This window comes from Shouchella miscanthi (genome assembly GCF_007725405.1).
Classification (GTDB): Bacteria; Bacillota; Bacilli; order Bacillales; family Bacillaceae_D; genus Shouchella; species Shouchella hunanensis.
Window position 1 is genome coordinate 1,201,189 of sequence record NZ_CP042163.1, and the last position, 23,703, is coordinate 1,224,891.

At 41.4% G+C, this 23,703-nt stretch carries 23 protein-coding genes and 1 riboswitch; of the genes, 22 read left to right on the plus strand and 1 reads right to left on the minus strand.

The window, feature by feature from the left end; translation table 11 throughout:
* Nucleotides 1–32 precede the first annotated feature (32 nt).
* On the plus strand, nucleotides 33–236 hold the full coding sequence (locus FPV17_RS05830; protein ID WP_035393286.1) for an NETI motif-containing protein: 204 nt from the start codon (nucleotides 33–35) through the stop codon (nucleotides 234–236).
* 51 nt (nucleotides 237–287) lie between these two features.
* On the opposite strand, the gene FPV17_RS05835 is transcribed toward FPV17_RS05830, so the two are convergent.
* The gene (locus tag FPV17_RS05835) at nucleotides 288–1,022 is read right to left on the minus strand and encodes a hypothetical protein (protein ID WP_035393284.1); all 735 of its coding nucleotides are present in this window, start codon (nucleotides 1,020–1,022) and stop codon (nucleotides 288–290) included.
* A gap of 171 nt (nucleotides 1,023–1,193) precedes the next feature.
* Nucleotides 1,194–1,295, plus strand: a riboswitch (purine riboswitch).
* A 100-nt stretch (nucleotides 1,296–1,395) separates the two neighbouring features.
* On the opposite strand from FPV17_RS05835, the gene purE reads away from it, so the two are divergent.
* The 21 genes from purE to FPV17_RS05940 all read left to right on the plus strand — a co-directional run bounded on the left by purE (nucleotide 1,396) and on the right by FPV17_RS05940 (nucleotide 23,648).
* On the plus strand, nucleotides 1,396–1,887 hold the full coding sequence (gene purE / locus FPV17_RS05840) for a 5-(carboxyamino)imidazole ribonucleotide mutase (protein WP_035393283.1): 492 nt from the start codon (nucleotides 1,396–1,398) through the stop codon (nucleotides 1,885–1,887).
* Complete coding sequence (gene purK / locus FPV17_RS05845; RefSeq protein ID WP_144558453.1) at nucleotides 1,884–3,029, plus strand: 5-(carboxyamino)imidazole ribonucleotide synthase; 1,146 nt, start codon at nucleotides 1,884–1,886, stop codon at nucleotides 3,027–3,029. Before purE ends, purK begins: the two co-directional genes overlap by 4 nt.
* A complete protein-coding gene (gene purB, locus FPV17_RS05850) occupies nucleotides 3,026–4,324 on the plus strand; it encodes an adenylosuccinate lyase (RefSeq protein WP_144558454.1) in 1,299 nt (432 codons plus the stop codon). Before purK ends, purB begins: the two co-directional genes overlap by 4 nt.
* Nucleotides 4,325–4,352: 28 nt before the next feature.
* Entirely contained in the window at nucleotides 4,353–5,060 is a 708-nt protein-coding gene (gene purC / locus FPV17_RS05855) for a phosphoribosylaminoimidazolesuccinocarboxamide synthase (protein WP_144558455.1), read from the plus strand.
* Nucleotides 5,061–5,098: 38 nt separating this feature from the next.
* Nucleotides 5,099–5,350 carry a phosphoribosylformylglycinamidine synthase subunit PurS gene (gene purS / locus FPV17_RS05860; protein WP_055736967.1) on the plus strand — a complete coding sequence of 84 codons (252 nt, stop codon included), beginning with the start codon at nucleotides 5,099–5,101 and terminating at the stop codon, nucleotides 5,348–5,350.
* Nucleotides 5,347–6,030, plus strand: a complete 684-nt coding sequence (gene purQ / locus FPV17_RS05865) for a phosphoribosylformylglycinamidine synthase subunit PurQ (RefSeq protein ID WP_035393277.1) — start codon at nucleotides 5,347–5,349, stop codon at nucleotides 6,028–6,030. The genes purS and purQ overlap by 4 nt, the downstream gene beginning before the upstream one ends.
* Nucleotides 6,014–8,236 (plus strand): phosphoribosylformylglycinamidine synthase subunit PurL, encoded by a 2,223-nt coding sequence (gene purL / locus FPV17_RS05870; protein ID WP_144558456.1) that lies wholly within the window; start codon nucleotides 6,014–6,016, stop codon nucleotides 8,234–8,236. The genes purQ and purL overlap by 17 nt, the downstream gene beginning before the upstream one ends.
* Entirely contained in the window at nucleotides 8,212–9,624 is a 1,413-nt protein-coding gene (gene purF, locus FPV17_RS05875; RefSeq protein WP_144558457.1) for an amidophosphoribosyltransferase, read from the plus strand. The genes purL and purF overlap by 25 nt, the downstream gene beginning before the upstream one ends.
* Before the next feature lie 23 nt (nucleotides 9,625–9,647).
* Nucleotides 9,648–10,685, plus strand: a complete 1,038-nt coding sequence (gene purM / locus FPV17_RS05880; RefSeq protein ID WP_144558458.1) for a phosphoribosylformylglycinamidine cyclo-ligase — start codon at nucleotides 9,648–9,650, stop codon at nucleotides 10,683–10,685.
* A complete protein-coding gene (gene purN, locus FPV17_RS05885; protein ID WP_035393273.1) occupies nucleotides 10,682–11,266 on the plus strand; it encodes a phosphoribosylglycinamide formyltransferase in 585 nt (194 codons plus the stop codon). The genes purM and purN overlap by 4 nt, the downstream gene beginning before the upstream one ends.
* Nucleotides 11,263–12,795 (plus strand): bifunctional phosphoribosylaminoimidazolecarboxamide formyltransferase/IMP cyclohydrolase, encoded by a 1,533-nt coding sequence (gene purH / locus FPV17_RS05890; RefSeq protein WP_144558459.1) that lies wholly within the window; start codon nucleotides 11,263–11,265, stop codon nucleotides 12,793–12,795. The genes purN and purH overlap by 4 nt, the downstream gene beginning before the upstream one ends.
* Before the next feature lie 14 nt (nucleotides 12,796–12,809).
* The gene (gene purD / locus FPV17_RS05895; protein ID WP_035393268.1) at nucleotides 12,810–14,072 is read left to right on the plus strand and encodes a phosphoribosylamine--glycine ligase; all 1,263 of its coding nucleotides are present in this window, start codon (nucleotides 12,810–12,812) and stop codon (nucleotides 14,070–14,072) included.
* A gap of 231 nt (nucleotides 14,073–14,303) precedes the next feature.
* Nucleotides 14,304–15,755: a spore germination protein gene (locus FPV17_RS05900; protein ID WP_246117193.1), complete on the plus strand. Its 1,452-nt coding sequence runs from the start codon at nucleotides 14,304–14,306 to the stop codon at nucleotides 15,753–15,755.
* A gap of 27 nt (nucleotides 15,756–15,782) precedes the next feature.
* The gene (locus FPV17_RS05905) at nucleotides 15,783–16,853 is read left to right on the plus strand and encodes a GerAB/ArcD/ProY family transporter (RefSeq protein WP_144558461.1); all 1,071 of its coding nucleotides are present in this window, start codon (nucleotides 15,783–15,785) and stop codon (nucleotides 16,851–16,853) included.
* Nucleotides 16,831–17,922, plus strand: a complete 1,092-nt coding sequence (locus FPV17_RS05910) for a Ger(x)C family spore germination protein (protein WP_081762024.1) — start codon at nucleotides 16,831–16,833, stop codon at nucleotides 17,920–17,922. Before FPV17_RS05905 ends, FPV17_RS05910 begins: the two co-directional genes overlap by 23 nt.
* Nucleotides 17,923–18,014: 92 nt before the next feature.
* Nucleotides 18,015–19,340, plus strand: a complete 1,326-nt coding sequence (locus tag FPV17_RS05915; protein ID WP_144558462.1) for a hypothetical protein — start codon at nucleotides 18,015–18,017, stop codon at nucleotides 19,338–19,340.
* Nucleotides 19,341–19,454: 114 nt separating this feature from the next.
* Entirely contained in the window at nucleotides 19,455–20,567 is a 1,113-nt protein-coding gene (locus FPV17_RS05920; RefSeq protein ID WP_246117142.1) for a M20 family metallopeptidase, read from the plus strand.
* The gene (locus FPV17_RS05925; RefSeq protein WP_144558463.1) at nucleotides 20,568–21,428 is read left to right on the plus strand and encodes a PhzF family phenazine biosynthesis protein; all 861 of its coding nucleotides are present in this window, start codon (nucleotides 20,568–20,570) and stop codon (nucleotides 21,426–21,428) included.
* A gap of 15 nt (nucleotides 21,429–21,443) precedes the next feature.
* On the plus strand, nucleotides 21,444–21,950 hold the full coding sequence (locus FPV17_RS05930) for a GNAT family N-acetyltransferase (RefSeq protein WP_144558464.1): 507 nt from the start codon (nucleotides 21,444–21,446) through the stop codon (nucleotides 21,948–21,950).
* Nucleotides 21,947–23,041 carry a sensor histidine kinase gene (locus FPV17_RS05935; RefSeq protein ID WP_144558465.1) on the plus strand — a complete coding sequence of 365 codons (1,095 nt, stop codon included), beginning with the start codon at nucleotides 21,947–21,949 and terminating at the stop codon, nucleotides 23,039–23,041. The genes FPV17_RS05930 and FPV17_RS05935 overlap by 4 nt, the downstream gene beginning before the upstream one ends.
* Nucleotides 23,013–23,648: a response regulator gene (locus tag FPV17_RS05940; protein WP_144558466.1), complete on the plus strand. Its 636-nt coding sequence runs from the start codon at nucleotides 23,013–23,015 to the stop codon at nucleotides 23,646–23,648. Before FPV17_RS05935 ends, FPV17_RS05940 begins: the two co-directional genes overlap by 29 nt.
* Nucleotides 23,649–23,703: the final 55 nt, after the last annotated feature.

A 23,703-nucleotide genomic window follows, 5' to 3' on the forward strand; every position in this document is an offset into this window, starting at 1 on the left:
ATGTAAGTACGTGAAAAAGGTAGGGCATTAAAATGAAGAAAAAGCAGCGGTTTGAAGTGAAGGAAGGCGAATCAATTGACGAGTGCTTGCAGCGAATGCAACAGCTTGGTTATCAACCAATAAAACGAATGGAAAAACCTGTTTTTACAGAAGTAAAAGGAAAAGAGCCAGTCTGGAAAAAACAACAAATTATGTTTGAGGGTATTCTCATTGATAACCAACAGGAAAAGAGCTAGCTAAACTTGTAAAGCCCTACTGTCGTTCATTTGCAGTAGGGCTTTTTCGTATTAACTTCTTCTTTTGATAAATGCTTGAGTGAAATAATGTGGAAAGACTGCATGAGCAAGCATGACGATACCGTTTAGCATGAGCAGCAAAGCGAAAAAGACAACGAGCATATCGTTATGCGTAAAAAGCAACGTCAATAAATAAAGGAAAAAACCATTTAAGATCATTGATGGTAGTAGCGATTTAGTTAAACCTATTAGAAACGTAGATGGAGCAGCAATGAGTAAAAAAAAGAACATAAAGGCTAATAAATGCAGGTCATTTATTCCAAAAAACACAACAAGAATAGGCGTGGCCCAACATGCCATAAGCACGCCAATCGTTATAGATGAAAGCCAAAATGAATCAACCTCCAACTCTTTCTGGAAGAACCCTCGCCAACCAATCTCTAATAACGCAGTAATGAAGAAGAGATAAAACCACCATTGATGAAACAGTCCGAATTCACTTGGAAAAGAGATGCGATATATTCCAATAAAAGCGAGTGGAATGATTAGGCTCAGCAGCCACGCTAGCGTTGGTTTTGCTGTTAAAAATAGAGAGTGAGCTAAAGAGCGGTTTGTAGTCGACTCGTGCACAATGACAGCAGATACAGCTGGTGCAAGACAAGCAAAAAATAAAAAATATTGAGGAGGCAGATCAGGTCTCGCTAACAGTAACGCAACCATACTCCAAGATAAGCCGAAAGCAATAAACAAAAATGACCGTTTAATTCGTTGTTCAAAGGAGCGCACCCTATTTCCTCCTTATATAGGCATTTACCATAGCTTATGCAAATGTAGAGAGAAAGTGAGTCTTTTTCCTTTTGTGTTAAAAGCGAACATTGTGAAAAGACATTTGTATAAATGTTCGACTATATGTTGACATGAGACAGATTCCTGCGTAAACTGAAAGTGCGAATTGGAATGAAAACGAATATATCACCTCATATAATCTCAGGAATAAGGCCTGAACGTTTCTACCTAACGACCGTAAATTGTTAGACTATGGGGAAAGACAAAAGCGCTTATTTAGGCTTTAACGACACAGTAGTCGTCTTTTCTCTTATGTAGATTATGGACGAACTGTGTTTTTTCTTTTTTTAGAAAAAGGTATCGGGGGATGAAGATGAACCAACCACGAATTGGCGTCATAATGGGAAGTACGTCAGATTGGCCGACGATGAAACATGCATGTGATGTGTTAGATGAATTAGGCGTAGCGTATGAAAAAGAAGTTGTTTCTGCTCATCGAACGCCAGATTTAATGTTTGAATATGCAGAGCAAGCCCTTCATAAAGGACTAAACGTGATAATTGCTGGAGCGGGAGGCGCAGCTCACTTACCTGGTATGGTAGCCGCTAAAACGACAGTACCTGTCATAGGTGTGCCCATTCAATCGAAGGCATTAAATGGATTGGATTCTCTTCTTTCGATTGTACAAATGCCTGGAGGTGTCCCGGTTGCTACTGTTGCAATTGGAAAAGCAGGAGCAACGAATGCAGGACTTTTGGCAGCACAAATTCTTGGAATAGAAGATACACGTATACAGGAACGCTTACAGGCAAGAAGAGAAAAAATTAGACAGACGGTGATGGATCATCGGGGTGATTTACAATGACCATTGTTCAACCAGGAAGCACGATTGGCATTATTGGTGGTGGTCAGCTAGGGAGAATGATGGCGTTGTCTGCAAAAGCAATGGGGTATCGAATTGCTGTGCTTGATCCGACTCCGGACGCACCTTGTGCTCAAGTGGCAGATCATGTCATTACGGCTTCTTACGATGATTATGAAGCTTGCAAAGAACTGGCAGCAATGAGTGATGTCATTACGTATGAATTTGAAAATATTGATGAACAAGCAGCCGCGCAATTATTGGCGGTTAGTGACTTTCCACAAGGATATCAAGTGCTGGCGACAACACAGCATCGATTAAAGGAAAAACAGGCATTACGTCAACTTCATGTGCCTGTTGCTCCGTTTGCTTCTATTCAATCTCTTCATGATCTAGAAGAAGCCGTTGCGATAACGAACTTTCCGGCGGTATTGAAAACGTGCCGAGGTGGTTACGATGGAAAAGGACAGAAAGTGGTTCATACATGGGATGAACTGACAGAGGCCGCAGAGAACCTCCTTACTTATGGTGAGCTTGTTTTAGAAGCTTTTGTTCCCTTTACTTGTGAAGTTTCAGTGATTGCAACAAAATCTCGTCATGGTGAGATTGCGATTTTTCCAGTAGTGGAAAACGAACACCAAGACAGTATTTTGCATCGTACGATTGTGCCAGCTCGTGTTAGTGAATTAGTGGAAAAGGAAGCAAAACAAATTGCCATGCAGATTGTTGATGGACTCGAAGTGGTTGGGACATTAGCGGTTGAGATGTTTGTAACAGTTGAGAACAAATTAGTTGTGAATGAACTTGCCCCTAGACCGCACAATTCTGGGCATTATACAATAGAGGCTTGTAAGACCTCTCAATTTGAACAGCATATCCGTGCCATTTGTGGGTTACCACTAGGGGAAACGACGTTGCTAACTCCTGCTGTTATGGAAAATCTACTCGGAGAGCATGTTGCACCGCTTATGGAACGTTTGAATGAACTGAACAGCATATCCCTTCATTTATATGGAAAGAAAGAAGCCAAATGGAAGCGGAAAATGGGTCATTTAACAGTGCTCGGAGAAGATACAACAAGGTGTTTGCAAACCCTTGATGCCTTTTGGGAGAAAAAAATGAAAGTCTTGGAGGAAATAGAATGATTGAACGTTATACTCGTCCTGAAATGGGTGCCATTTGGACCGATGAAAACCGTTATCAAGCGTGGCTAGAAGTGGAAATTGTTGCGTGTGAGGCGTGGGCGGAGCTTGGCGAAATTCCGGAAGAAGATGTGAAAAAAATTCGTGAAAATGCGAGCTTCGATGTGAACCGAATCTTAGAAATTGAAGAGGAAACGCGCCATGATGTTGTTGCATTTACTCGAGCCGTTTCAGAAACATTGGGTGAAGAACGCAAGTGGGTGCACTACGGTCTTACATCAACAGATGTTGTTGATACAGCGTTATCCTACTTACTGAAGCAAGCAAATGATATTCTTGCAGCTGATCTTAATCGATTCTTAGACATTATTAAACAAAAAGCGAACGAACATAAATTTACCATTATGATGGGCCGTACTCACGGTGTCCATGCTGAACCAACGACGTTCGGTTTAAAGCTTGCTCTATGGTATGAAGAAATGAAACGTAATATTGAACGTTTTGAACATGCTGCAGAAGGTGTTCGTTTTGGAAAACTATCTGGAGCTGTCGGAACCTATGCAAATATTGATCCACGTGTAGAAGAAATTGTTTGTAAGAAACTTGGGCTAAATCCAGCGCCAATTTCTACACAAACGCTACAGCGTGACCGTCATGCGGAATATATGGCGAGTTTAGCTCTTATCGCTACGTCGATTGAAAAATTCGCTGTTGAAATTCGTGGACTTCAAAAAAGCGAACTTCGAGAAGTAGAAGAGTTTTTTGCCAAAGGGCAAAAAGGCTCATCAGCAATGCCACATAAACGAAATCCCATTGGCTCTGAAAATATGACTGGCTTGGCTCGACTCATTCGCGGCTATATGAATACTGCTTATGACAATGTTGTACTTTGGCATGAGCGTGACATTTCTCACTCGTCAGCTGAGCGTGTTATTTTACCAGATGCAACCATTACATTAAATTACATGTTAAATCGTTTCGGAAACATTGTGAAGAATTTAACGGTGTTTCCTGAGAATATGAAGCGAAATATGACACGTACGTACGGGTTAATTTATTCCCAGCGTGTATTGCTCAGTTTAATTGATAAAGGGATGGTACGTGAAGAAGCGTATGATTTGGTTCAGCCAAAAGCGACTCAAGCTTGGGAAGAAGGCGTACAATTCCGCGAACTCATTGAAAATGAGCCGAAAATTACCGACGTGCTTTCGAATGAAGAATTAGATGAGTGCTTTAATTATGAACACCATATGAAACACGTGGATACCATTTTTAATCGTTTAGGAATAAACGAGTAAAATTCGTTAACGAAGGGCTGATGACAACGTGACAAAACAAGACTTGCTCTATGAAGGTAAGGCAAAACGCATTTATCGGACAGAAGAAGCAGACACACTTTGGGTGGAGTACAAAGATGAAGCAACAGCATTCAATGGTGAAAAGAAAGATACAGTTCTAGGCAAAGCAAAGCTAAATAACGAGATTTCTTCGCATCTTTTTATGCGTCTTGCCGAGCAGGGGATTCCGTCTCACTTTGTTCGGAGATTATCTGACACAGAACAGCTTGTCAAACAAGTAACGATTATCCCGTTAGAAGTGGTTGTCCGTAATGTGGTAGCAGGCAGTATGGCAAAACGTCTTGGTATAGAAGAAGGAACAGCCCTTCCAAGACCCATTGTTGAATTTTACTATAAAGACGATGCCCTCGGTGATCCTTTGATCACTGAGGACCATATCGGTCTTTTAGCAGCAGCAAGTCAAAATGAAGTAGAAACGTTAAAAAGGATGGCATTAGCGGTCAATGAACAGTTGAGTGAATTATTTGACGGTATTAACGTTCGTTTAATTGATTTCAAACTTGAATTCGGACGCACAAAAGAAGGAACGATCCTTTTAGCGGATGAAATCTCGCCTGATACATGTCGATTGTGGGATAAAGATACGAACCAACGACTTGATAAAGATTTGTTTCGACGTAATATTGGTAATCTTCAAGAAGGTTATCAAGAGATTTTAAACCGACTCACCGTTTAAAACAAGCAAACTATTAATCTACCTATGGGGGTAACGACATGTATAAAGTAAAGGTGTATGTAACATTACGTGAAAGTGTTTTAGATCCACAAGGAGTTGCTGTAAAAGATGCACTCCACACAATGGACTATGCAGAAGTAGCAGATGTTCGAATTGGGAAGTATTTAGAACTACAGCTTGAAGATGTGGCAAATGTAGATGAGCGAGTAAAAGAAATGTGTGAAAAGCTACTTGCGAATACGGTTATTGAAGATTATCGCTTTGATGTGGAGGAGGTTGTCCCATCATGAAGTTTGCAGTCATTGTCTTTCCTGGTTCCAACTGTGATGCCGACATGTACCATGCTATTAAAGATGGATTAGGTGAAGAGGTAGAGTATGTATTTCATACTGAGACATCATTAGATGGTTATGATGCTGTGTTATTGCCAGGTGGATTCTCCCACGGAGACTATTTGCGTTCGGGTGCAATTGCTCGGTTCGCTCCTATTATGCCGGCTGTTGTGGAGGCAGCGAACGCTGGAAAGCCGGTGCTAGGTGTATGTAACGGATTTCAAATTCTACTAGAGTCAGGCTTATTGCCAGGAGCAATGAAGCGTAACATTGACTTAAAATTTATTTGTCGTAATGTCGAGCTTCGAGTTGAAAACAATGAGACAGTATTCACATCTTCTTACAAGCAAGGCGAAACCGTCCTTATTCCAGTTGCCCATGGTGAAGGGAATTATGAGTGTGATGATGAAACGTATGAGAAAATGCTAGCCAACAAGCAAATCGTTTTTCGCTACAACGAGCATGTAAATGGTTCAAAAGCGCAAATTGCCGGAATTGTAAATGAACAAGGGAATGTGCTCGGTATGATGCCACACCCTGAGCGAGCTGTCGATTCACTACTCGGAAATCAGCAAGGTCTGGCGCTATTTACATCGATTTTATCCAACTGGAGGGAATCTTATGTCACTACTTCTTGAGCCAAGTGCAGAAACAATTAAAGAGAAAAAACTTTATAAAGAAATGGGATTGACGGATGAAGAATTTACGTTAGCGGAAAGTATTGTCGGGCGCCCTTTAAATTTCACGGAGACTGGTTTATTCTCTGTCATGTGGTCTGAGCATTGTAGCTATAAAAATTCGAAAGTTTTGTTGAAAAAATTTCCTATAGATGGTGAAAAAGTACTGCAAGGACCAGGTGAAGGTGCTGGTATTATCGATATTGAAGACGAGCAAGCGGTTGTATTCAAAATTGAGAGTCACAATCACCCATCAGCGATTGAACCATATCAAGGCGCGGCAACAGGTGTTGGTGGAATTTTACGTGATGTGTTTTCAATGGGTGCTCGTCCAATTGCCTTGTTAAATTCTCTACGATTTGGAGAGCTACAGTCACCTAAAGTAAAGTACTTGTTTGAAGAAGTAGTAGCGGGTATTGCTGGCTATGGCAATTGTATAGGCGTGCCGACTGTGGGCGGAGAAGTCCAATTTGATCCTTGTTATGAAGCGAATCCGCTCGTGAATGCGATGTGTGTCGGTTTAATTGATCACAAGGATATTCAAAAAGGACAGGCTAAAGGTATCGGCAACACAGTTATGTATGTAGGTGCAAGTACTGGTAGAGATGGCATTCATGGCGCCACGTTTGCGTCAGAAGAATTAAGTGATTCATCCGATGAAAAGCGGCCAGCTGTGCAAGTGGGGGATCCATTTATGGAGAAGCTGCTTCTTGAGGCATGCCTTGAAGTGGTGAAATGTGACGCATTAATTGGAATTCAAGATATGGGTGCAGCAGGACTAACGTCTTCATCAGCAGAAATGGCGAGTAAGGCAGGTTCTGGTATTGAAATGAATTTAGATCTTGTTCCTCAGCGTGAAACAGGCATGACGCCTTACGAAATGATGTTATCTGAATCACAAGAACGAATGCTATTAGTCGTAGAAAAAGGGCGAGAAGACGAAATTAAAGCCATTTTTGAACACTGGAATCTCCATGCTGTTGAAGTTGGTGTTGTAACGGATGATCGTCGCTTACGTCTTCTTCACAACGGAGAAGTGGTTGCGGACGTGCCTGTAGATGCACTTGCGGAAGATGCCCCGGTTTATCACAAACCATCCCAGGTGCCAGCTTATTTTGAGGAATTTCAAGCAGAAGCACCATTTGTACCAACTATTTCTGATGCAAAAGAAACGCTTGTTCACTTGCTTGCACAACCAACGATTGCAAGCAAAGAGTGGGTTTACCAGCAGTATGATCATATGGTGCAGACGAATACGGTTGTGTCGCCTGGATCAGATGCTGCGGTTGTAAGAATTCGTGGAACAAAGAAAGCACTTGCCATGACAACAGATTGCAACTCACGCTACTTATACTTAGATCCTGAAGTCGGTGGAAAAATTGCGATCGCAGAAGCAGCAAGAAACATTGTTTGTTCAGGTGCAATACCACTTGGAGTGACCGATTGCTTAAACTATGGGAATCCAGAAAGACCAGAGATTTTTTGGCAACTAGAAAAATCAACAGACGGATTGAGTGAAGCGTGTCGAGTGCTTGATACACCTGTAATTGGAGGGAATGTTTCGCTCTATAATGAACGCTCTGGAGGTGCAGTCTACCCAACGCCAGTTATTGGTATGGTTGGTCTCGTTGAAGATGTATCATACATTACAACGCAAACGGTAAAAGAGGCTGGAGACATTTTATACGTCATTGGTGAAACGAAGCCAGAGTTTGGTGGGAGCGAGATCCAAAAAGTAATCCAAGGCAATTTATCCGGAAAAGCACCAACCATTGATTTAGAAGTGGAAAAAGATCGTCAACAGCAATTATTATCTGCGATTCGAGCAGGCATCGTTGCTTCTGCACATGATGTTGCTGAGGGTGGAATGGCTGTCGCCATTGCAGAAAAGCTATTCGGAACATCATTTGGCGCACAGGTGAATTGGACGAATGATGTAGCCGACTTATTTGCTGAAAGTCAGTCACGCTTTGTTGTAACAGTAAAAGAAGCGCATAGACAGCAGTTTGAACAAGTCGTTCGCGATGCAAAGCGTATTGGAACTGTAACAGCAGAGGAAACGCTTCAAATAACGACGGATGGAGAAACCATTCTGTCTGCTGCGGTAAAAGAACTTGAGTCAGCTTGGAAAGGGGCTATCCCATGTTTGCTGAAATCAAAGGATTAAATGAAGAGTGTGGTGTGTTTGCTGTATTTGGCCATAAAGATGCCGCGCAAATAACGTACTACGGCTTGCACAGTTTACAACATCGTGGGCAGGAGGGAGCTGGTATCGTCGTTTCTGACGGCGAAAAACTCTCTGCTCACAAAGGGCTTGGTCTCGTAAATGATGTCTTTAATCCAGATATTTTAGCAGGCTTGCACGGAAAAGCAGCGATTGGGCATGTTCGCTATGCAACAGCAGGTGGGGGTGGCTATGCGAACGTTCAGCCATTGTTTTTCAACTCGCAAAAAGGCGGCCTAGCTATTGCTCATAATGGAAACTTGGTTAACGCGAATCATCTTAAGCACCAGCTTGAAGCACAAGGATCGATCTTTCAATCGACGTCTGATACGGAAGTGCTTGCTCACTTAATAAAACGTAGCGGCTATTATAGTTTAGAAGATCAAATGAAAAATGCGCTCTCCTCTTTAAAAGGTGCTTATGCATTTGCCGTATTAAATGAACGCCAATTAATGGTTGCGTTAGACCCAAATGGATTACGTCCACTATCGATTGGACGGTTAGGTGATGCTTATGTGGTTGCGTCTGAAACATGTGCGTTTGATATTGTAGGGGCATCGTTTGAGCGTGAAGTATTGCCTGGAGAACTATTAGTCATTGATGATACAGGGATGCGAAGCGAGCGCTTTGTTTCCCCTGGCAATCGTGCTATTTGCAGTATGGAATATGTGTATTTTGCAAGACCTGATTCGAATGTGGATCACATCAACGTTCATACGGCTCGAAAAAGTTTAGGAAAGCAGTTAGCCATTGAGTCCCCAATTGAAGCCGATGTGGTGACAGGTGTCCCAGATTCGAGTATTTCGGCAGCCATTGGCTATGCAGAACAAGCGGGCATTCCTTATGAACTTGGCATGATTAAGAACCGGTATGTCGGAAGAACGTTCATTCAACCATCACAAGAGTTAAGAGAGCAAGGCGTTAAAATGAAACTTTCCCCTGTTCGTGGTGTGGTAGAAGGAAAACGTGTCGTTATGATTGATGACTCTATTGTGCGTGGGACGACGAGTAGACGAATTGTCAACATGTTACGAGAAGCCGGTGCCGTTGAAGTTCATGTCCGTATTTCATCACCACCAATAAAGAATCCGTGCTTTTATGGCATTGATACATCAACAACAGAAGAACTCATTGCTTCTTCTCATTCAATCGAAGAAATGAGAGAAATGATGGGTGCCGATAGCTTGGCATTTTTATCAACGGAAGGGTTAAAAGTAGGAATTGGTCGCTCAGAAGCGATGCATAACTGCGGACAATGTTTAGCTTGCTTTACAGGAGAGTACCCAACGGAAATTTATGCGGATACGCTACATCCACATGCAAAACTTTAAGAGAAGAAGTGGAGGAATTCAATGTGTCACAAGCATATAAACAAGCAGGCGTTGACATAGAAGCTGGTTACGAAGCTGTAAAACGTATGAAAGCCCATGTAGAACGGACAAAACGACAAGGTGTATTAGGTGGTTTAGGTGGATTTGGTGGGAATTTCGACTTATCCCATCTAGGGCTGAAAGAACCTGTTCTTGTTTCGGGGACAGATGGTGTGGGAACGAAGCTTATGCTTGCCTTTATGGCGAATCAGCATGATACAATCGGCCAAGATGCAGTTGCCATGTGTGTGAATGACATCGTTGTTCAAGGAGCAGAGCCGCTGTTCTTTTTAGATTATTTAGCTCTTGGCAAAGCCGATCCTGCTAAAATTGAAGCAATTGTCAAGGGTGTTGCAGACGGATGCGAATTAGCAGGTTGTGCTCTCATTGGCGGAGAAACGGCGGAAATGCCTGGGATGTACAGTGAAGAAGAATATGATTTAGCTGGTTTTTCTGTCGGTGCCGTTGAGAAAAGCCAGATGATCACTGGACAGTCTATCGAGGCTGGTGACGTACTTATTGGTTTGGCTTCAAGTGGACTTCATTCAAATGGTTTTTCGCTTGTCCGTAAGCTATTGCTTGAACAGGCCGGTCTTTCGTTGGAGAGTGTTCCTAAAGAGCTAGGAAAGCCGCTTGTGGAGGAACTGCTTACACCGACTAAAATTTACGTCAAACCTGTTCTTGAAGCTGTCCGGTCGCAGCTTGTAAAAGGGGCAGCACATATTACGGGTGGTGGGTTTTATGAAAACATCCCAAGAATGCTTCCAGAAGGTTTAGGCGCAGAAATTGATTATGGATCATGGCCAATTCCTGCGATTTTTTCATTTATAAAAGATCAAGGATCGTTGTCGGATCAGGATCTGTTCTCAACATTTAATATGGGTATTGGTATGGTGCTTACAGTAACAGAAGAACGCCTTCATGAAGCAATTCGCTGTCTAGAAGACGCTGGAGAGAAAGCCTATATTATTGGTAGAGTGACTGGTCAATCAGGTATTACAATTGGAAGTATTCAGCCATGAGGCTAGCGATCTTTGCCTCTGGCTCTGGTACAAATGCGGAGAATCTGATTAAACAAACACAAAATGGATCAGCTAAAGGAGACGTTGTACTCGTTGTCAGCGATAAACGACAGGCGCCTGTTCTTAAAAAAGCAAGTCAATTAGGAGTAGAGACTGCAGAAGTCATTCCGAACAGCTTTGTAAATAAACAAGCATATGAAGGACACTTGATTGAACGATTAAACGCAGCTAAAGTAGAGCTGATCCTATTAGCTGGCTATATGCGTCTGATTGGATCTGTACTCTTGCAAGCGTATGAAGGAAGAATCGTAAACATCCATCCTTCTTTGCTGCCGCATTTCCCAGGTCTTGATGCAGTTGGACAAGCACTTGAAGCAAAAGCAAAGGAAACTGGTGTTACCATCCATTACGTCGATGCAGGCATGGATACAGGTCCGGTGATCGCCCAAGAAAAAATAGCGATTGCGTTAGATGAAAATCATGCTTCATTAACAAAAAAAATTCAAGCAGTCGAGCACCAACTTTACCCACAGGTTGTCAATCAGCTTGTGGCAGAAAAGACTAGGGGAGAAAACGAATGAAAAAACGTGCACTCGTAAGCGTATCAAATAAAGATGGACTGATACCATTTGTTAATGGGCTAGTAGAAAAGGATATCGAGATTCTTTCAACGGGTGGAACAAAGCGCTCGTTAGAAGAAGCAGGAATTCCAGTAAAGAATGTATCGGACGTCACAGCTTTCCCAGAAATTTTAGATGGGCGAGTGAAAACGTTACACCCTTCCATCCATGGCGGATTACTTGCTAGACGTGATAAAACCGAACATATGGAACAAATTGACGAATTAGCGATTACACCGATAGATTACGTAATTGTCAATCTTTACCCATTTGCCGAAACGATTGCAAAGCCAGATGCTTCTTTTGACGATGCAATTGAAAACATCGATATTGGTGGGCCAAGTATGCTACGTTCTGCAGCGAAAAATCATGCTGATGTGACAGTTATTGTGGATCCAGCTGATTACGAGACCGTTCTTGCTAGCTTAGAAGAAAGCGATGAGCAACAACGTTCTTTTCGTAAAAAGCTAGCTGCTAAAGTATTTCGCCATACCGCTGCTTACGATGCTCTAATTGCTTCTTATTTAACAGGAGCGGTGGGCGAGCGTCATCCAGAATCGTTTACTGTTACATACACTCATAAGCAAGCCTTACGTTATGGTGAAAATCCCCATCAAAAAGCGGCATTTTACGAGAAAAGCACTGGATCAGCCTCTTCTATTGCAAAAGCGAAACAGCTACATGGAAAAGAGCTTTCTTACAATAATATTAATGATGCAAACGCGGCACTTGAAGTCATAAAAGAATTTACAGAACCAGCTGCTGTTGCCATTAAGCATATGAATCCATGTGGTGTAGCAACTGGCGAGTCAATTGCTACCGCCTTTAATCGCGCTTATGAAGCAGATTCAAAATCAATATTTGGTGGCATTGTAGCCCTTAACCGTGAAGTGGATAAAGAAACAGTACAGACAATGAGTGAGATTTTCTTAGAGGTCATTCTTGCTCCACAATTTAGTCCAGAAGCGAAAGCGATTTTGACGAAGAAAAAGAACATTCGCTTACTAGAAGTAGCAGTAGATAAAGGCGAAACAGAAGATAAGCTGACGTCCATTCACGGTGGCTTATTGTTACAAGAAGAAGATACGCTAGGGTTGGATGATGCGGAACTTCATGTTGTGACAAAGCGCGAGCCGACTGAAGAAGAGTGGACAGCGTTATCTTTAGGATGGAAAGTCGTCAAGCATGTTAAATCAAATGCCATCGTTTTAGCTAATGGTGAGATGACAGTCGGTGTTGGTGCTGGACAAATGAATCGTGTTGGTTCTGCAGCAATAGCCATTGAACAGGCAGGCGAGCGAGCAAAAGGGGCGGTGCTTGCATCTGATGCGTTTTTCCCTTACGGTGATACAGTAGAAACAGCAGCGAAAGCAGGCGTAACAGCGATTATTCAACCTGGAGGATCTGTTCGAGATGATGAATCGATCCAAAAGGCAGATGAATATGGCATTGCGATGGTGTTTACTGGATTACGTCATTTTAAACATTAAGGGGGACACGATTCATGAATGTATTAATCATTGGAAACGGTGGAAGAGAGCATGCGATTGCTTGGAGTGCAGCAAACAGCACGCTTGTTGAAACGGTCTATATAGCACCAGGTAATGATGGCATGGCTGACCTTGGGGTTTGCCTTGGGCTTGAATCAACCGATCACGATGCACTTGTGCAGTTTGCCATACAAAGTGACATTGGCTTAGTTATTGTCGGACCAGAGATTCCTTTATTAGAAGGGTTAGTCGACCGATTTGAGCTTGAAGAGATACCTGTATTTGGTCCAAGGAAAGAGGCGGCCATACTTGAAGGATCTAAGTCGTTTGCAAAAGAATTAATGCATCAGTACAGTATACCCACAGCAGTATCAAAAACGTTTACTGAGTTTGAAGCCGCAGCAAGTTATGTAAGGGCAGAGGGAGCACCAATTGTTATAAAAGCAGATGGTCTTGCGGCAGGAAAAGGCGTAACTGTTGCATTAACTGAAGAAGAAGCCATTGGTGCACTTCATCATATTCTAGTCGATCATGGGTTTGGCGAAGCTGGTGCCAAAGTCGTCATTGAAGAATACCTTGAAGGGGAAGAACTATCATTAATGGCATTCGTTAAGGGGACAACTGTCATTCCACTGGTTCCGGCGCAAGATCATAAGCGAGCATATGATGGAGATAAAGGTCCAAACACAGGTGGCATGGGCGCATACTCACCCGTACCTCAGTTTTCAGACCATGACGTTGAAGAGGCTGTAAGAAAAATTCTACAACCAACAGCCGATGCGATGGTGGAGGAGGGGCGCTCTTTTACTGGCGTTCTTTATGCAGGCTTAATGATGACTGCTCATGGCCCAAAAGTCATCGAATTTAATGCGCGCTTTGGTGACCCAGAAACACAAGTAGTCTTGCCACGTTTAGAATCGGACTTAATTGACGTGATGCTACGTGTTCTAAACGAACAACCGGTTCAGTTAAAATGGAAAAAAGAAGCGGTGGTGGGTGTTGTTCATGCAAGTGTAGGATATCCACAGGGCTATGCAAAAGGTGTTGTCATAGAAGGAATAGAAGAAGCAGCTAAGGCAGGGCTTGTTTTCCATGCTGGTACAAAACAGTCTTCGACAAATTGGAAAACAAACGGTGGTAGAGTCCTACTCGTCGCTGGTACAGGAGAAACCATTGAAAAGGCGCAGCAACACGCGTACCAAGTAAGCGAATATGTTACGAGTGAAGGCTTATTTTACCGTAAAGATATCGCGCATAAAGCGTTACAGTCTATTTAACACGAAACCAAGATAGCCAGGGGATGGGTTATCTTGGTTTTTTTAGGGAAAGGTTACTAGTAATTAACAAAATTGAATGGCAGTCCTAGATAAAGCAAGACCAAAATTGCCTAGAGAAGAGGCGATTTTGGTTTTTTGTATGGAAGAAACATAAAAAAACCTATTTGTGGCATTCCTAAATGAAGGTGATGTCATTTTAGCCGAAAAAGGGGAGGGATTCGTTTGGGGAAAATGGATATACAGACAACGATTGCGACTCTGTCGAAGTCAGCGGACTTTGTCGTTGACAAGACGCACTCTAATCAGTCATTGCGTTATTATTACCTCTCTTCTCTTATGAGAGACAAGCACTCCTTTCACAAAGTGATTGAATACATAAAGACGAATAAACATGTTCCCATTGAAGAACTAGGAGCTCATTTACCAATTGAACGAGTAGAATCTGTGCATACAGGTGAAGAGTTTAGCACGCAAATTATGCGCGGGGCTCTATTAATTGGAAATCCAGACAAGCTCAATTCCTTTATCGCCCTACCATTAAAAAAGCATGATGGTCGTGAAGTAACGATTACCGAAAATGAGTACACCGTAGCCGGTCCAAAAGAAGGCCTTATTGAAGATCTTGATGTGAATTTAAACTTAATTCGGAAACGAATTGCGGTTCCTGAATTAATTGTAGATGAAATGACGGTAGGTAGGTTAAGCAAGAGTAGGTTGGCGATGATTTATATAGAAGATGTTGCTGATAATCAACTTGTTCAAACGGTAAAGCAGCGACTTGCAGACATGGATTACGATGAATTCGTTGACATTACACAAGTAAGCCAGCTTATAACGGATAATCCCAATTCTCCCTTTGCCCAATTATTAGAAACAGAACGACCTGATCGGGTTGCTTCAAGTATTACAGAAGGAAAAGTCGTTCTAGTTCTGGACGGCTCGCCTCTTGCTTTAATTGGTCCAACCAATTTAATTGAATTCTTTTCTTCACCGGATGATTACTATGATCAATGGCCAGTAGGAATGTTTATTCGTTTATTAAGAATTTGTGCGGTTATTTTTTCAGTCATTGCCACTTCTTTCTATATTGCAATTACAACATTTCACCATGAACTCATACCAGATGACTTGCTAATTACAATGGTGGCGACAAGGATAGAAGTTCCGTATCCACCGATTATTGAAGTGCTTATTTTAGAGCTGACGATTGAATTGTTACGGGAAGCAGGAGCAAGACTCCCTGAAAGAATCGGTCAAACAATCGGAATCGTTGGGGGTATCGTAATCGGTACTGCCATTGTTGAAGCATCGCTTGCCAGTAGTGTTCTTTTAATTATCGTGGCGTTAACGGCCCTTGCATCCTTTACCACACCGATTTATCAAATGGGAAACACCATTCGACTCCTACGTTTTCCGTTTATCTTGCTTGCGCAGCTCTATGGGTTTATCGGCATTTCCATTTGTCTATTGCTTTGTATCTATCATTTACTAACCTTGAAATCTTTTGGCCACCCTTATTTAACACCTGTGTACCCATTACGTATTAAGGACTTTAAAGACTCTTTTTTTCGATTGCCTATTTGGTTTCAGGGAAAGCGACCTGAGACATTACGGACAAAGAAGCAAGATCGATTTACACGCCATAAAAAAGTAAAAGCGAAGCAAGATATTGAAGAATTATAAGCATGAGAAGACGGAAGGAGGTTCACCATGAATATAAAGAACCATCAAGTCTCATCTTTTTTTGCGCTTTTCCTTGTGTTCTTTATGCAAATTGGTGTTGGTATCTTTACGTTTCAAAAAAGTATAGCAGGAATTGTTGGAAATGATGGATGGATCGCCATTATGTTTTCAGCGGCAAGCGTTTTGGTGGTTATTCGTCTCATTTATTACATCTTGGATGATGGAATGACAATTGCAGACATTCATACTCGTTTTTTTGGTAAGTATGTCGGAAAGATAGTCGACGTTTTCTTTATTCTCTATTTTTGTTTGTTCGCTTCTACCATCGTTGTTATTTATGTGGATATGGTCATCATTTGGGTATTTCCTGACATGTATCATGGAATTTTAATTTTTATTATGCTAGCACTAGCTTTGCTGTTCACACGTTCAGGCTTTCGAACCATTATGGGCTTGAGTGTGTTAACCATTTTTATGACAGTCCCGTTATTGCTGTACTCTAATTATCCTCAAGGCCTATTGCAAGTCCATAATCTTACCCCTGTTTGGAATCATTCCATACGTGACGTAATGAGTGCATCAAGAGAGATGACGTTTCAATTTCTAGGATTTGAAGTGTTGTTAGTAGCGTTCCCTTTTATTAAAAATGCAAAGCATTCTGCTAAGTGGGCACAATTGGGTGTTATATTGAGCATGTGTGTTTATTTATTCACGTATATTCTCGTTTACCTTGTATTCACAGAAAATCACTTAGTTAATATCATATGGCCTACGTTATCCGTTTGGAGAATGGAGTATCTAGGTATTTCAATTTGGCTTCTTATCTTGCTGCCAAATATTTGTATGTATTTATGGGCCGCAAGCTATCTTGGGAAACGAACAATCGGTTGGAAGCAAAAGCATTGGCTATTGGTACTTGTCATCCTTGTTTTTACGAGTGCTTTGCTTGGAAGGCGTTTTTTTAGCTTAACTGAGGTGCAGCATGTCATTAATGAACTAGGCTTTTACACCTTGTATTTTTACATCCCCTTTCTCGCGGTTCTAACGTTTATTTTTAAAAAAAGGATGAGACGCCATGCAAAAAAGAAGCATACTTAGTGCGGTTTTCATTGCTTTATTACTTTTATCTTCGTGCACACCCCATATGCAACTAAATGAAGATATTCAGTATTTACAAGCACTCGCTCATGATTTGAAAGACAACGGAGATGTGGAAACGACCGGAATTACAACCATCATTGTGCCTGCGGATGAAAAGCTACCTGAGAGTGAATTAATAAAAATAGAAAACCCTCATCTCGCTGGATTGTTTCAAGGTTTACAAGCTGAAACCCCTCGTCTTGTTGATACAAGTCGAACAAGGCTTCATATATTTAGCGAGAAATTTGCAAAAGAAGAAGGGCTATTTAGCACGTTAGATTCAATTCAGCGAAATCCTACCATTGAGCAAAATTTAAAGCTGCTGATTAGTAGAGGCAATGCAAGTGATCTCTTTAATGCTGAGTTTCCATTCCAATCAACGGCTCAACAACACATACTCAATCTTATTGATAAAAATGAAATTGAACAGTTACCTAAAACGAGCATGCATGAGTTTTTATACCGCTATTATGCGTCAGGCACTGATCCTTTTTTGCCTATCATTGACCACATTGACAATCGTGTAAAGGTAACGGGGCTTGCTTTTTTTAAAGAGGATCAGTATAAAACTGAAATAAACTTGGAACAAAGCAGCTATTTTAGAAAATTATTTGAAAAGACCACACAAGGAAATGCGTACGTTCCCCTAGGAGAAGATAGAGGGATTGTGTACCGCTATTTAAAGTCTAAACCAAAGTGGCAAGTGAATGTCATGGATGATGACCAAATAAACATTTCCGTAGAAATAAAGATTGAAGGTACTCTTAGACAAAAAAAAGAAATAGGAATTGAAGAATTTAGTACAAGCGATCTCGAAGAAAAATCTAAAAAGCATTTCCAAGAGGCGTTTCAAGAAATGATCACGTTTTTACAAGAAAACAAGCTCGACCCAATTGGTGTCACAGAAGTTGTAAGGCAACATGTTCGCGGAATAGATAGTGAAAAGTGGAAGGAAGAGGAATACCCTTTCACTACTATCGATGTGGATGTTCAATTCCAAATTAATAATATGGGTGCCGTTAAATAAAGAAAACAAATGTCACTCTATTCGTTTACTCTGGTCAATTAGCAACATTTCAGGTACGATTACAGAGTTACTTGATAACCGGAGGAATGAATGTGCAACGCTTTTACTACGGAATGATTTTATTACTTGTTTTTATTGGGCTAGCCCTTCAAGCGAGTCTATTACTGTGGATAGGCGGTTTATTGACACTCCCGATGCTCGTCTATTCCTTTTTTCGCTCAAATCGTTTATTTCAAGGTATGGGATTGGCCTTTTTATCTGGTGGCGCATTGTTCGTTCCTTTTAGCAATGTATCTTTACAAGACATCCCGCCATTATTCTCAAACAATTTAACCCTTGTTGTTTTTGTGGCGATTGTGCCTCTTATGCAAGCGGCAATTGAAACCCTTCATTACGATAAGCAAGTACAGACATGGTTATTTAAAGGGGCAACTACAAATGGGAAATTACATACACGTTCTCTCCTAACGACATATGGATTTGTTCCTTTTATGAACTTGTCAGTTCTCCCCTTGTTGCAACATACGTTAAAGGAAAAATTAACTGCCATTACTAAAAAAGAGCGTGATGTATTAATAAGCCAAACGACGTTACGTGGCTATGCACTAGCGCTTGTTTGGATGCCAATGGAAATTATGGTTGTGACAGCAATTGGCTTAACAGGAGAGAGTTACTTTTCTCTTATACCGTACTTACTTCTCCTGTCAGTATTGATGACGTTCGTTGAAATAGGAAAGCGTGCTATGCGGCAGAATGAACGACTCTCTATTGTTTTCCAAGAAGAAGGTGGTCGCTCGAAATGGTCGCTCATTAGCGCAGTGATCGTTTTTTTAATACTTGTTATGGCTCTAGGAGAATGGCTAGATCTTTCCTTTATTTTAACTGTCGTCCTGCTTATACCACTTTTTTCTTTAGCGTGGACATCCATGTTAGGGAAAGGGAGGGCTTTTCTTAAAGAAGGTCTTTTTTCCTTAGGGAAACAGCTACAAACGGGCATTCATCCCTTTATTGTGTTATTTGTCTCACTTGGTTGGTTTACCGGAATGCTTAATCAAACAGAAGTGCTTCGTTATGTGCAAGAACCCCTTTATCAATTAGGCGAACAGCCGGTACTATTACTTGCAATCATCCCGTTGAGCTTTTATTTACTTGCAATGATTGGGATTCATCCCATAGCTTCAATGGTACTTGTCCATGAAGTCATTGGACCCATCCTTATGCCAATTATGCCAATACCGTTAACGGTGATGTACATTGTCAGCGCCCTGGCAACATTCACGATGTCTCCATATGGCATTATTGTGACGATGACAGCACGTCATACAGAGCAAAATCCTTATCGCATTATGATGACAAACGTACCCTTTGCTTTACTTTTTGCCGCAATTTCCATTAGTATCATGCTATTATTTTATTAAAAGCAATCACCTATGATCCTACTCGTAGGTTCTTCCTTTTAGAAAAGGATGTCAGAAAAATATGAATGTATGAAAGTAGTGATAAGAGTGAGCAAACAAAAAGAGATGCTACATATGTTAAAAGAATTAGTGATGATGGATAGTGGTTCATATGATAAGGCAGGAGTGGACAAGGTTGGTTCCTATTTAATAAATGCCTTTAAAGAACTAGGATTTGTAGAAACCATGTTCAAGCAAGAGGAGTATGGTCACCATATCTTGTTGAAACAAGAGAAAACAAATAAACAACCCTCCATCTTGCTCATGCTCCATATGGATACGGTCTTTCCAATGGGAACTTCGGCTGCTCGCCCTTTTGTGGTGAAAGAGGATAAAGCTTATGGACCGGGTGTAGCAGATATGAAAGGAAGCCATGTCACTACTTACTTTGCGCTTAAAACGCTTCATGAAACCGATCCTGCGATTCTAAACCAAATCGAAGTATTGTTAACAAGCGATGAAGAAATTGGTGCACCATCTGGACGTAGCATCATTGAGGAACAGGCAATCGGGAAGAAGGCTGTTCTTGTTATGGAGCCAGCACGAAAAGACGGATCGGTGGTGACGTTTCGTCGTGGTGGAGGACGATATGTTATGCGTGTTGAAGGGATTGCCGCCCATTCTGGCAATGACCCTGAAAAGGGGGCAAGCGCGGTAGAAGAATTAGCCTACAAAATTATCGCTTTACATCAGCTATCTGATGCTACAGCAGGAACTCATGTGAACGTTGGGGTTATAAGAGGCGGAACAGCGGTTAATACAGTTGCAGATTACGCAGAAGCTGACATAGACATTCGTATTTCAAAAATGGAACAAGCAAGAGAACTTGAAGCAGCTATCCAGACAATTGCGAATGAAACGAGAATCAAAGGCACATCAACGTCTGTTAAAGGAGGGATTACGAGACCGCCAATGATACGATCGAATAAAACGATTCAGCTGTACGAACTTGTGCGAGAACAAGCCCGCTTAGAAGGGATTGAAGTGGGAGAAACGTCTTCAGGTGGAGGATCCGATGCTTCATACACATCAGCACTCGGTATTCCAACAATCGATGGAATGGGTCCAGTGGGTAGTGGCTTTCATAGTGAAGAAGAATGTTTACAAGTCTCTTCATTAGAAGAACGAACAACGCTACTTGTTAACGTCATTCAACGGGTTCTGTCTAAAGAAGTGGTGTTTAAGTAAATGAAGCAAATTCCCTTTTATATAGTAGATGTGTTTACTGATCAAGCATTTTCAGGCAATCAACTCGCAGTTTTTATTTTGGATGATAATCTTGAAGTCTCTATTCGACAACAGCTGGCAAAAGAACTTCATTTTTCAGAGACGATTTTTCTTCAGTTAACGGAAAATCACATAATTGATGCATGGATTCATACACCTGAAGAAGAGATTCCATTTGGAGGGCACCCTCTAATAGGGGCTGCTTTTATATGGCATTCACGCTACGGGAGTACTTCAAATAAGATGGTGTTCCGAACAAAAAGTGGTCTTGTGCCTGTTTTAATCGATAATCAGACCTCGATTTATTGGATGACTCAGCAAACACCTCAATTCAGCCAAGTCATACCACCTTGTGAAGCTGCTAAAGTATTAGGTTTAAAAGAGGTTGATTTTCACCCATTTTGGCCTGTTCAAGAAATTTCTACAGGGCTTCCTGTTGTAGTTGCACCGGTGAAATCTGTAGAAGTCCTGAAGCGAACAAAACTGAACCATTCAGCTTACGAAGCGTTAATTAGCCGCATTGAAGCAAAAGGAATTTGTGTTTTTGCGATGGAAGGGGATCGATCAGATCTTTCTGTTCGAGATTTTGCACCATACTACGGCATTCCAGAAGACGTGGCAACAGGTTCTTCAAATGGTGCCATTTTAGCTTTTATAATGAAACATGAAGCTGTGTCACGTTTGTCGCTTGTATCTGAACAAGGAGTATTCATGAATAGGCCCTCCACCCTTCATTTAAAAGGGGAGAAAAAAGTCAATTCTTTTGACATACATGTTGGTGGACAGGCTGTGCTGCTTGCTTCGGGTACGTGGAATGTATAGAAAAGGAGCCTACTCATGATCAAACAAATTTACCATTTAACAGCGTATAAAAAAGAGTTGAGTCAGTTGTTAACAGAATGTGTTAACGAAGGAGCCTCTATAAATTTTTTAGCACCAATATCAATAGAAAAAGCAGAAGCTTACTGGGATACGGTTGAGATAAAAGATACGTTAATGGTATTTATAGCGATGGAACAAGGGAAACTGGTTGGTACTGTACAACTTGCTTGTAGTGAAAAAGAGAATGGTCGACACCGTGCAGAAATTGCAAAAGTAATGGTTCATCCAACGTTTCGCGGACGCGGGTACGCAATGCAATTATTGAAGGAAGTAGAGGTAGCGGCAGTTGCTAAAGGAATAACGTTACTTGTACTTGATACGGAGAAGGGATCATCGGCAAATGAACTCTATAAAAAATTGGGCTACACGTTTGCGGGGACGATTCCTCAGTTTGCAAAATCCGCACGATCCCATCAATTAGAAGCAACGAATTACTATTATAAAGAGATTGGTTCTGTATGAATGGCTGGCTTCCAATATGCTTTATCGTTATTGCGAATGGCGTAGTCGTTTTTCTTGACCCTTCGCTATTGGCGAATGCTTTTTTTTGGATTCTATTAGGCATAATGATAGGTGGAGTATGTTCTGAGCCATTATGGTCCAATGGCGTCTATCTCTATATTCTTTTAGCACTCGTGACAATGATTACTTTTCCTGGAGAACAAACGTGGTTGATCGTGTTACTACTTGTATTGCTGCCTTACTTTTCACAAATTGTCGCTAAACGCTACAATTTCGCTTTTGGCGCAATCCTTCTCTGTTCGGTTCTGCTAAGTGAAGGTACGTTATCAATGACTACGATAGCGCTTTTCTTATCTTTTATAAGCCTTTACTGTGCGGTTTATCTTAACAAACAAATACAACTGAATCATGTAAATCAGGAACAAGTGAATACACTTTTGTATGAAAAACGTTTACTTAAAAGGCAGCTTGTTGAAGAGGAAGATACCGTTAAACAAGCAGAACGGACAAGGATTGCACGAGACGTCCATGATTCTGTCGGTCATCAACTGACGGCGCTTGGAATGCAGCTGCAGATGGCTGAACTGCAAAATGGGATCGAAAATCCTTATTTAAGTGAGGCAAAACAGACTGCTCGGCAAGCGCTAGATGAAATGCGCAAAGCGGTGCGCGCTCTTGAGATGGAGGAAATTCGCGGTGTGGCCATGATTCTTCGATTGATTCGGAAGCTTGAAGCAGAGAGCCACGTACACGTTCGCTTAACGACCGAGGCAGGGGCTCTATCAAAAGGGTTAACAAATGAGCAAAGCACGGCTCTTTACCGATTTGTACAAGAAGGATTAACCAATGCAATGCGCCATGCTTATGCAAAACAAGTAAATGTAACGTTATCAGTCTATGCAGACTATATGTACGTAGCCATTTTAGAAAACGAAGCTGAAAAGAAAAGGTTTCATGAAGGATTCGGGCTCACTCAACTTCGAAATCGATTTGAAGAATTAGATGGGCAATTTTATGCACATTTTAATGAAGACACTTTTTACATGAAAGGGGTGTTTCCTATTGATTCAAAAACAAATTCTGCTCGCTGAAGACCAGCTCATTGTTAGACAAGGATTAAAAATGATGCTCGAATTTGATGGTATGTATAAAACGTTGGAAGCAAATAATGGGTTAGAAGCGGTTCAACTAACTATGACCCATCATGTTGATTTAATACTAATGGACGTCCGTATGCCGATGATGAATGGAATTGAAGCAGTAAAAGAAATTCGTAATACAAACAAGGAAGTAAGAATTGTCATGCTCACAACCTTTGCTGATGAAGAATATGCACTTGAATCATTGAAGTTAGGAGCGAACGGATACATATTAAAAGATGCAGATCGAGAAAACCTTCTCATGTCAATTGAAAAAGCGTTAAAGGGTGAGTTTATTCTCGACGGACAAGTAGCGGCGAAAGTTATTCCGACTTTGCTTGAACGGAAGCAATCAAGTCGTACAGAGATTCCTTTTTTAAGTGAACGAGAAATAGAAATTACTAGAATGGTAGGAGAAGGGCTAAGCAACGCCGAGATTTCCGAAGCTTTATTTTTAACGATTGGGACTGTCAAAAATTACGTTAGTCAACTATTCACGAAACTAGATGTCCGGGACCGTACACAGCTTGCGATCTATGCAGTTAAACACAACATATGACTCCAGTCATATAAAACAAGACAAAAGAGTGACTCTAGTGAATCGCGAGCGCTCT

Bases quoted from the DNA above. Each gene is read 5' to 3' on its own strand.
- FPV17_RS05830 (WP_035393286.1), top strand. From the start codon at position 33: ATGAAGAAAAAGCAGCGGTTTGAAGTGAAGGAAGGCGAATCAATTGAC.
- purE (WP_035393283.1), top strand. From the start codon at position 1,396: ATGAACCAACCACGAATTGGCGTCATAATGGGAAGTACGTCAGATTGG.
- purK (WP_144558453.1), top strand. From the start codon at position 1,884: ATGACCATTGTTCAACCAGGAAGCACGATTGGCATTATTGGTGGTGGT.
- purB (WP_144558454.1), top strand. From the start codon at position 3,026: ATGATTGAACGTTATACTCGTCCTGAAATGGGTGCCATTTGGACCGAT.
- purS (WP_055736967.1), top strand. From the start codon at position 5,099: ATGTATAAAGTAAAGGTGTATGTAACATTACGTGAAAGTGTTTTAGAT.
- purQ (WP_035393277.1), top strand. From the start codon at position 5,347: ATGAAGTTTGCAGTCATTGTCTTTCCTGGTTCCAACTGTGATGCCGAC.
- purL (WP_144558456.1), top strand. From the start codon at position 6,014: ATGTCACTACTTCTTGAGCCAAGTGCAGAAACAATTAAAGAGAAAAAA.
- purF (WP_144558457.1), top strand. From the start codon at position 8,212: ATGTTTGCTGAAATCAAAGGATTAAATGAAGAGTGTGGTGTGTTTGCT.
- purN (WP_035393273.1), top strand. From the start codon at position 10,682: ATGAGGCTAGCGATCTTTGCCTCTGGCTCTGGTACAAATGCGGAGAAT.
- purH (WP_144558459.1), top strand. From the start codon at position 11,263: ATGAAAAAACGTGCACTCGTAAGCGTATCAAATAAAGATGGACTGATA.
- purD (WP_035393268.1), top strand. From the start codon at position 12,810: ATGAATGTATTAATCATTGGAAACGGTGGAAGAGAGCATGCGATTGCT.
- FPV17_RS05900 (WP_246117193.1), top strand. From the start codon at position 14,304: ATGGATATACAGACAACGATTGCGACTCTGTCGAAGTCAGCGGACTTT.
- FPV17_RS05905 (WP_144558461.1), top strand. From the start codon at position 15,783: ATGAATATAAAGAACCATCAAGTCTCATCTTTTTTTGCGCTTTTCCTT.
- FPV17_RS05910 (WP_081762024.1), top strand. From the start codon at position 16,831: ATGCAAAAAAGAAGCATACTTAGTGCGGTTTTCATTGCTTTATTACTT.
- FPV17_RS05920 (WP_246117142.1), top strand. From the start codon at position 19,455: ATGTTAAAAGAATTAGTGATGATGGATAGTGGTTCATATGATAAGGCA.
- FPV17_RS05925 (WP_144558463.1), top strand. From the start codon at position 20,568: ATGAAGCAAATTCCCTTTTATATAGTAGATGTGTTTACTGATCAAGCA.
- FPV17_RS05930 (WP_144558464.1), top strand. From the start codon at position 21,444: ATGATCAAACAAATTTACCATTTAACAGCGTATAAAAAAGAGTTGAGT.
- FPV17_RS05935 (WP_144558465.1), top strand. From the start codon at position 21,947: ATGAATGGCTGGCTTCCAATATGCTTTATCGTTATTGCGAATGGCGTA.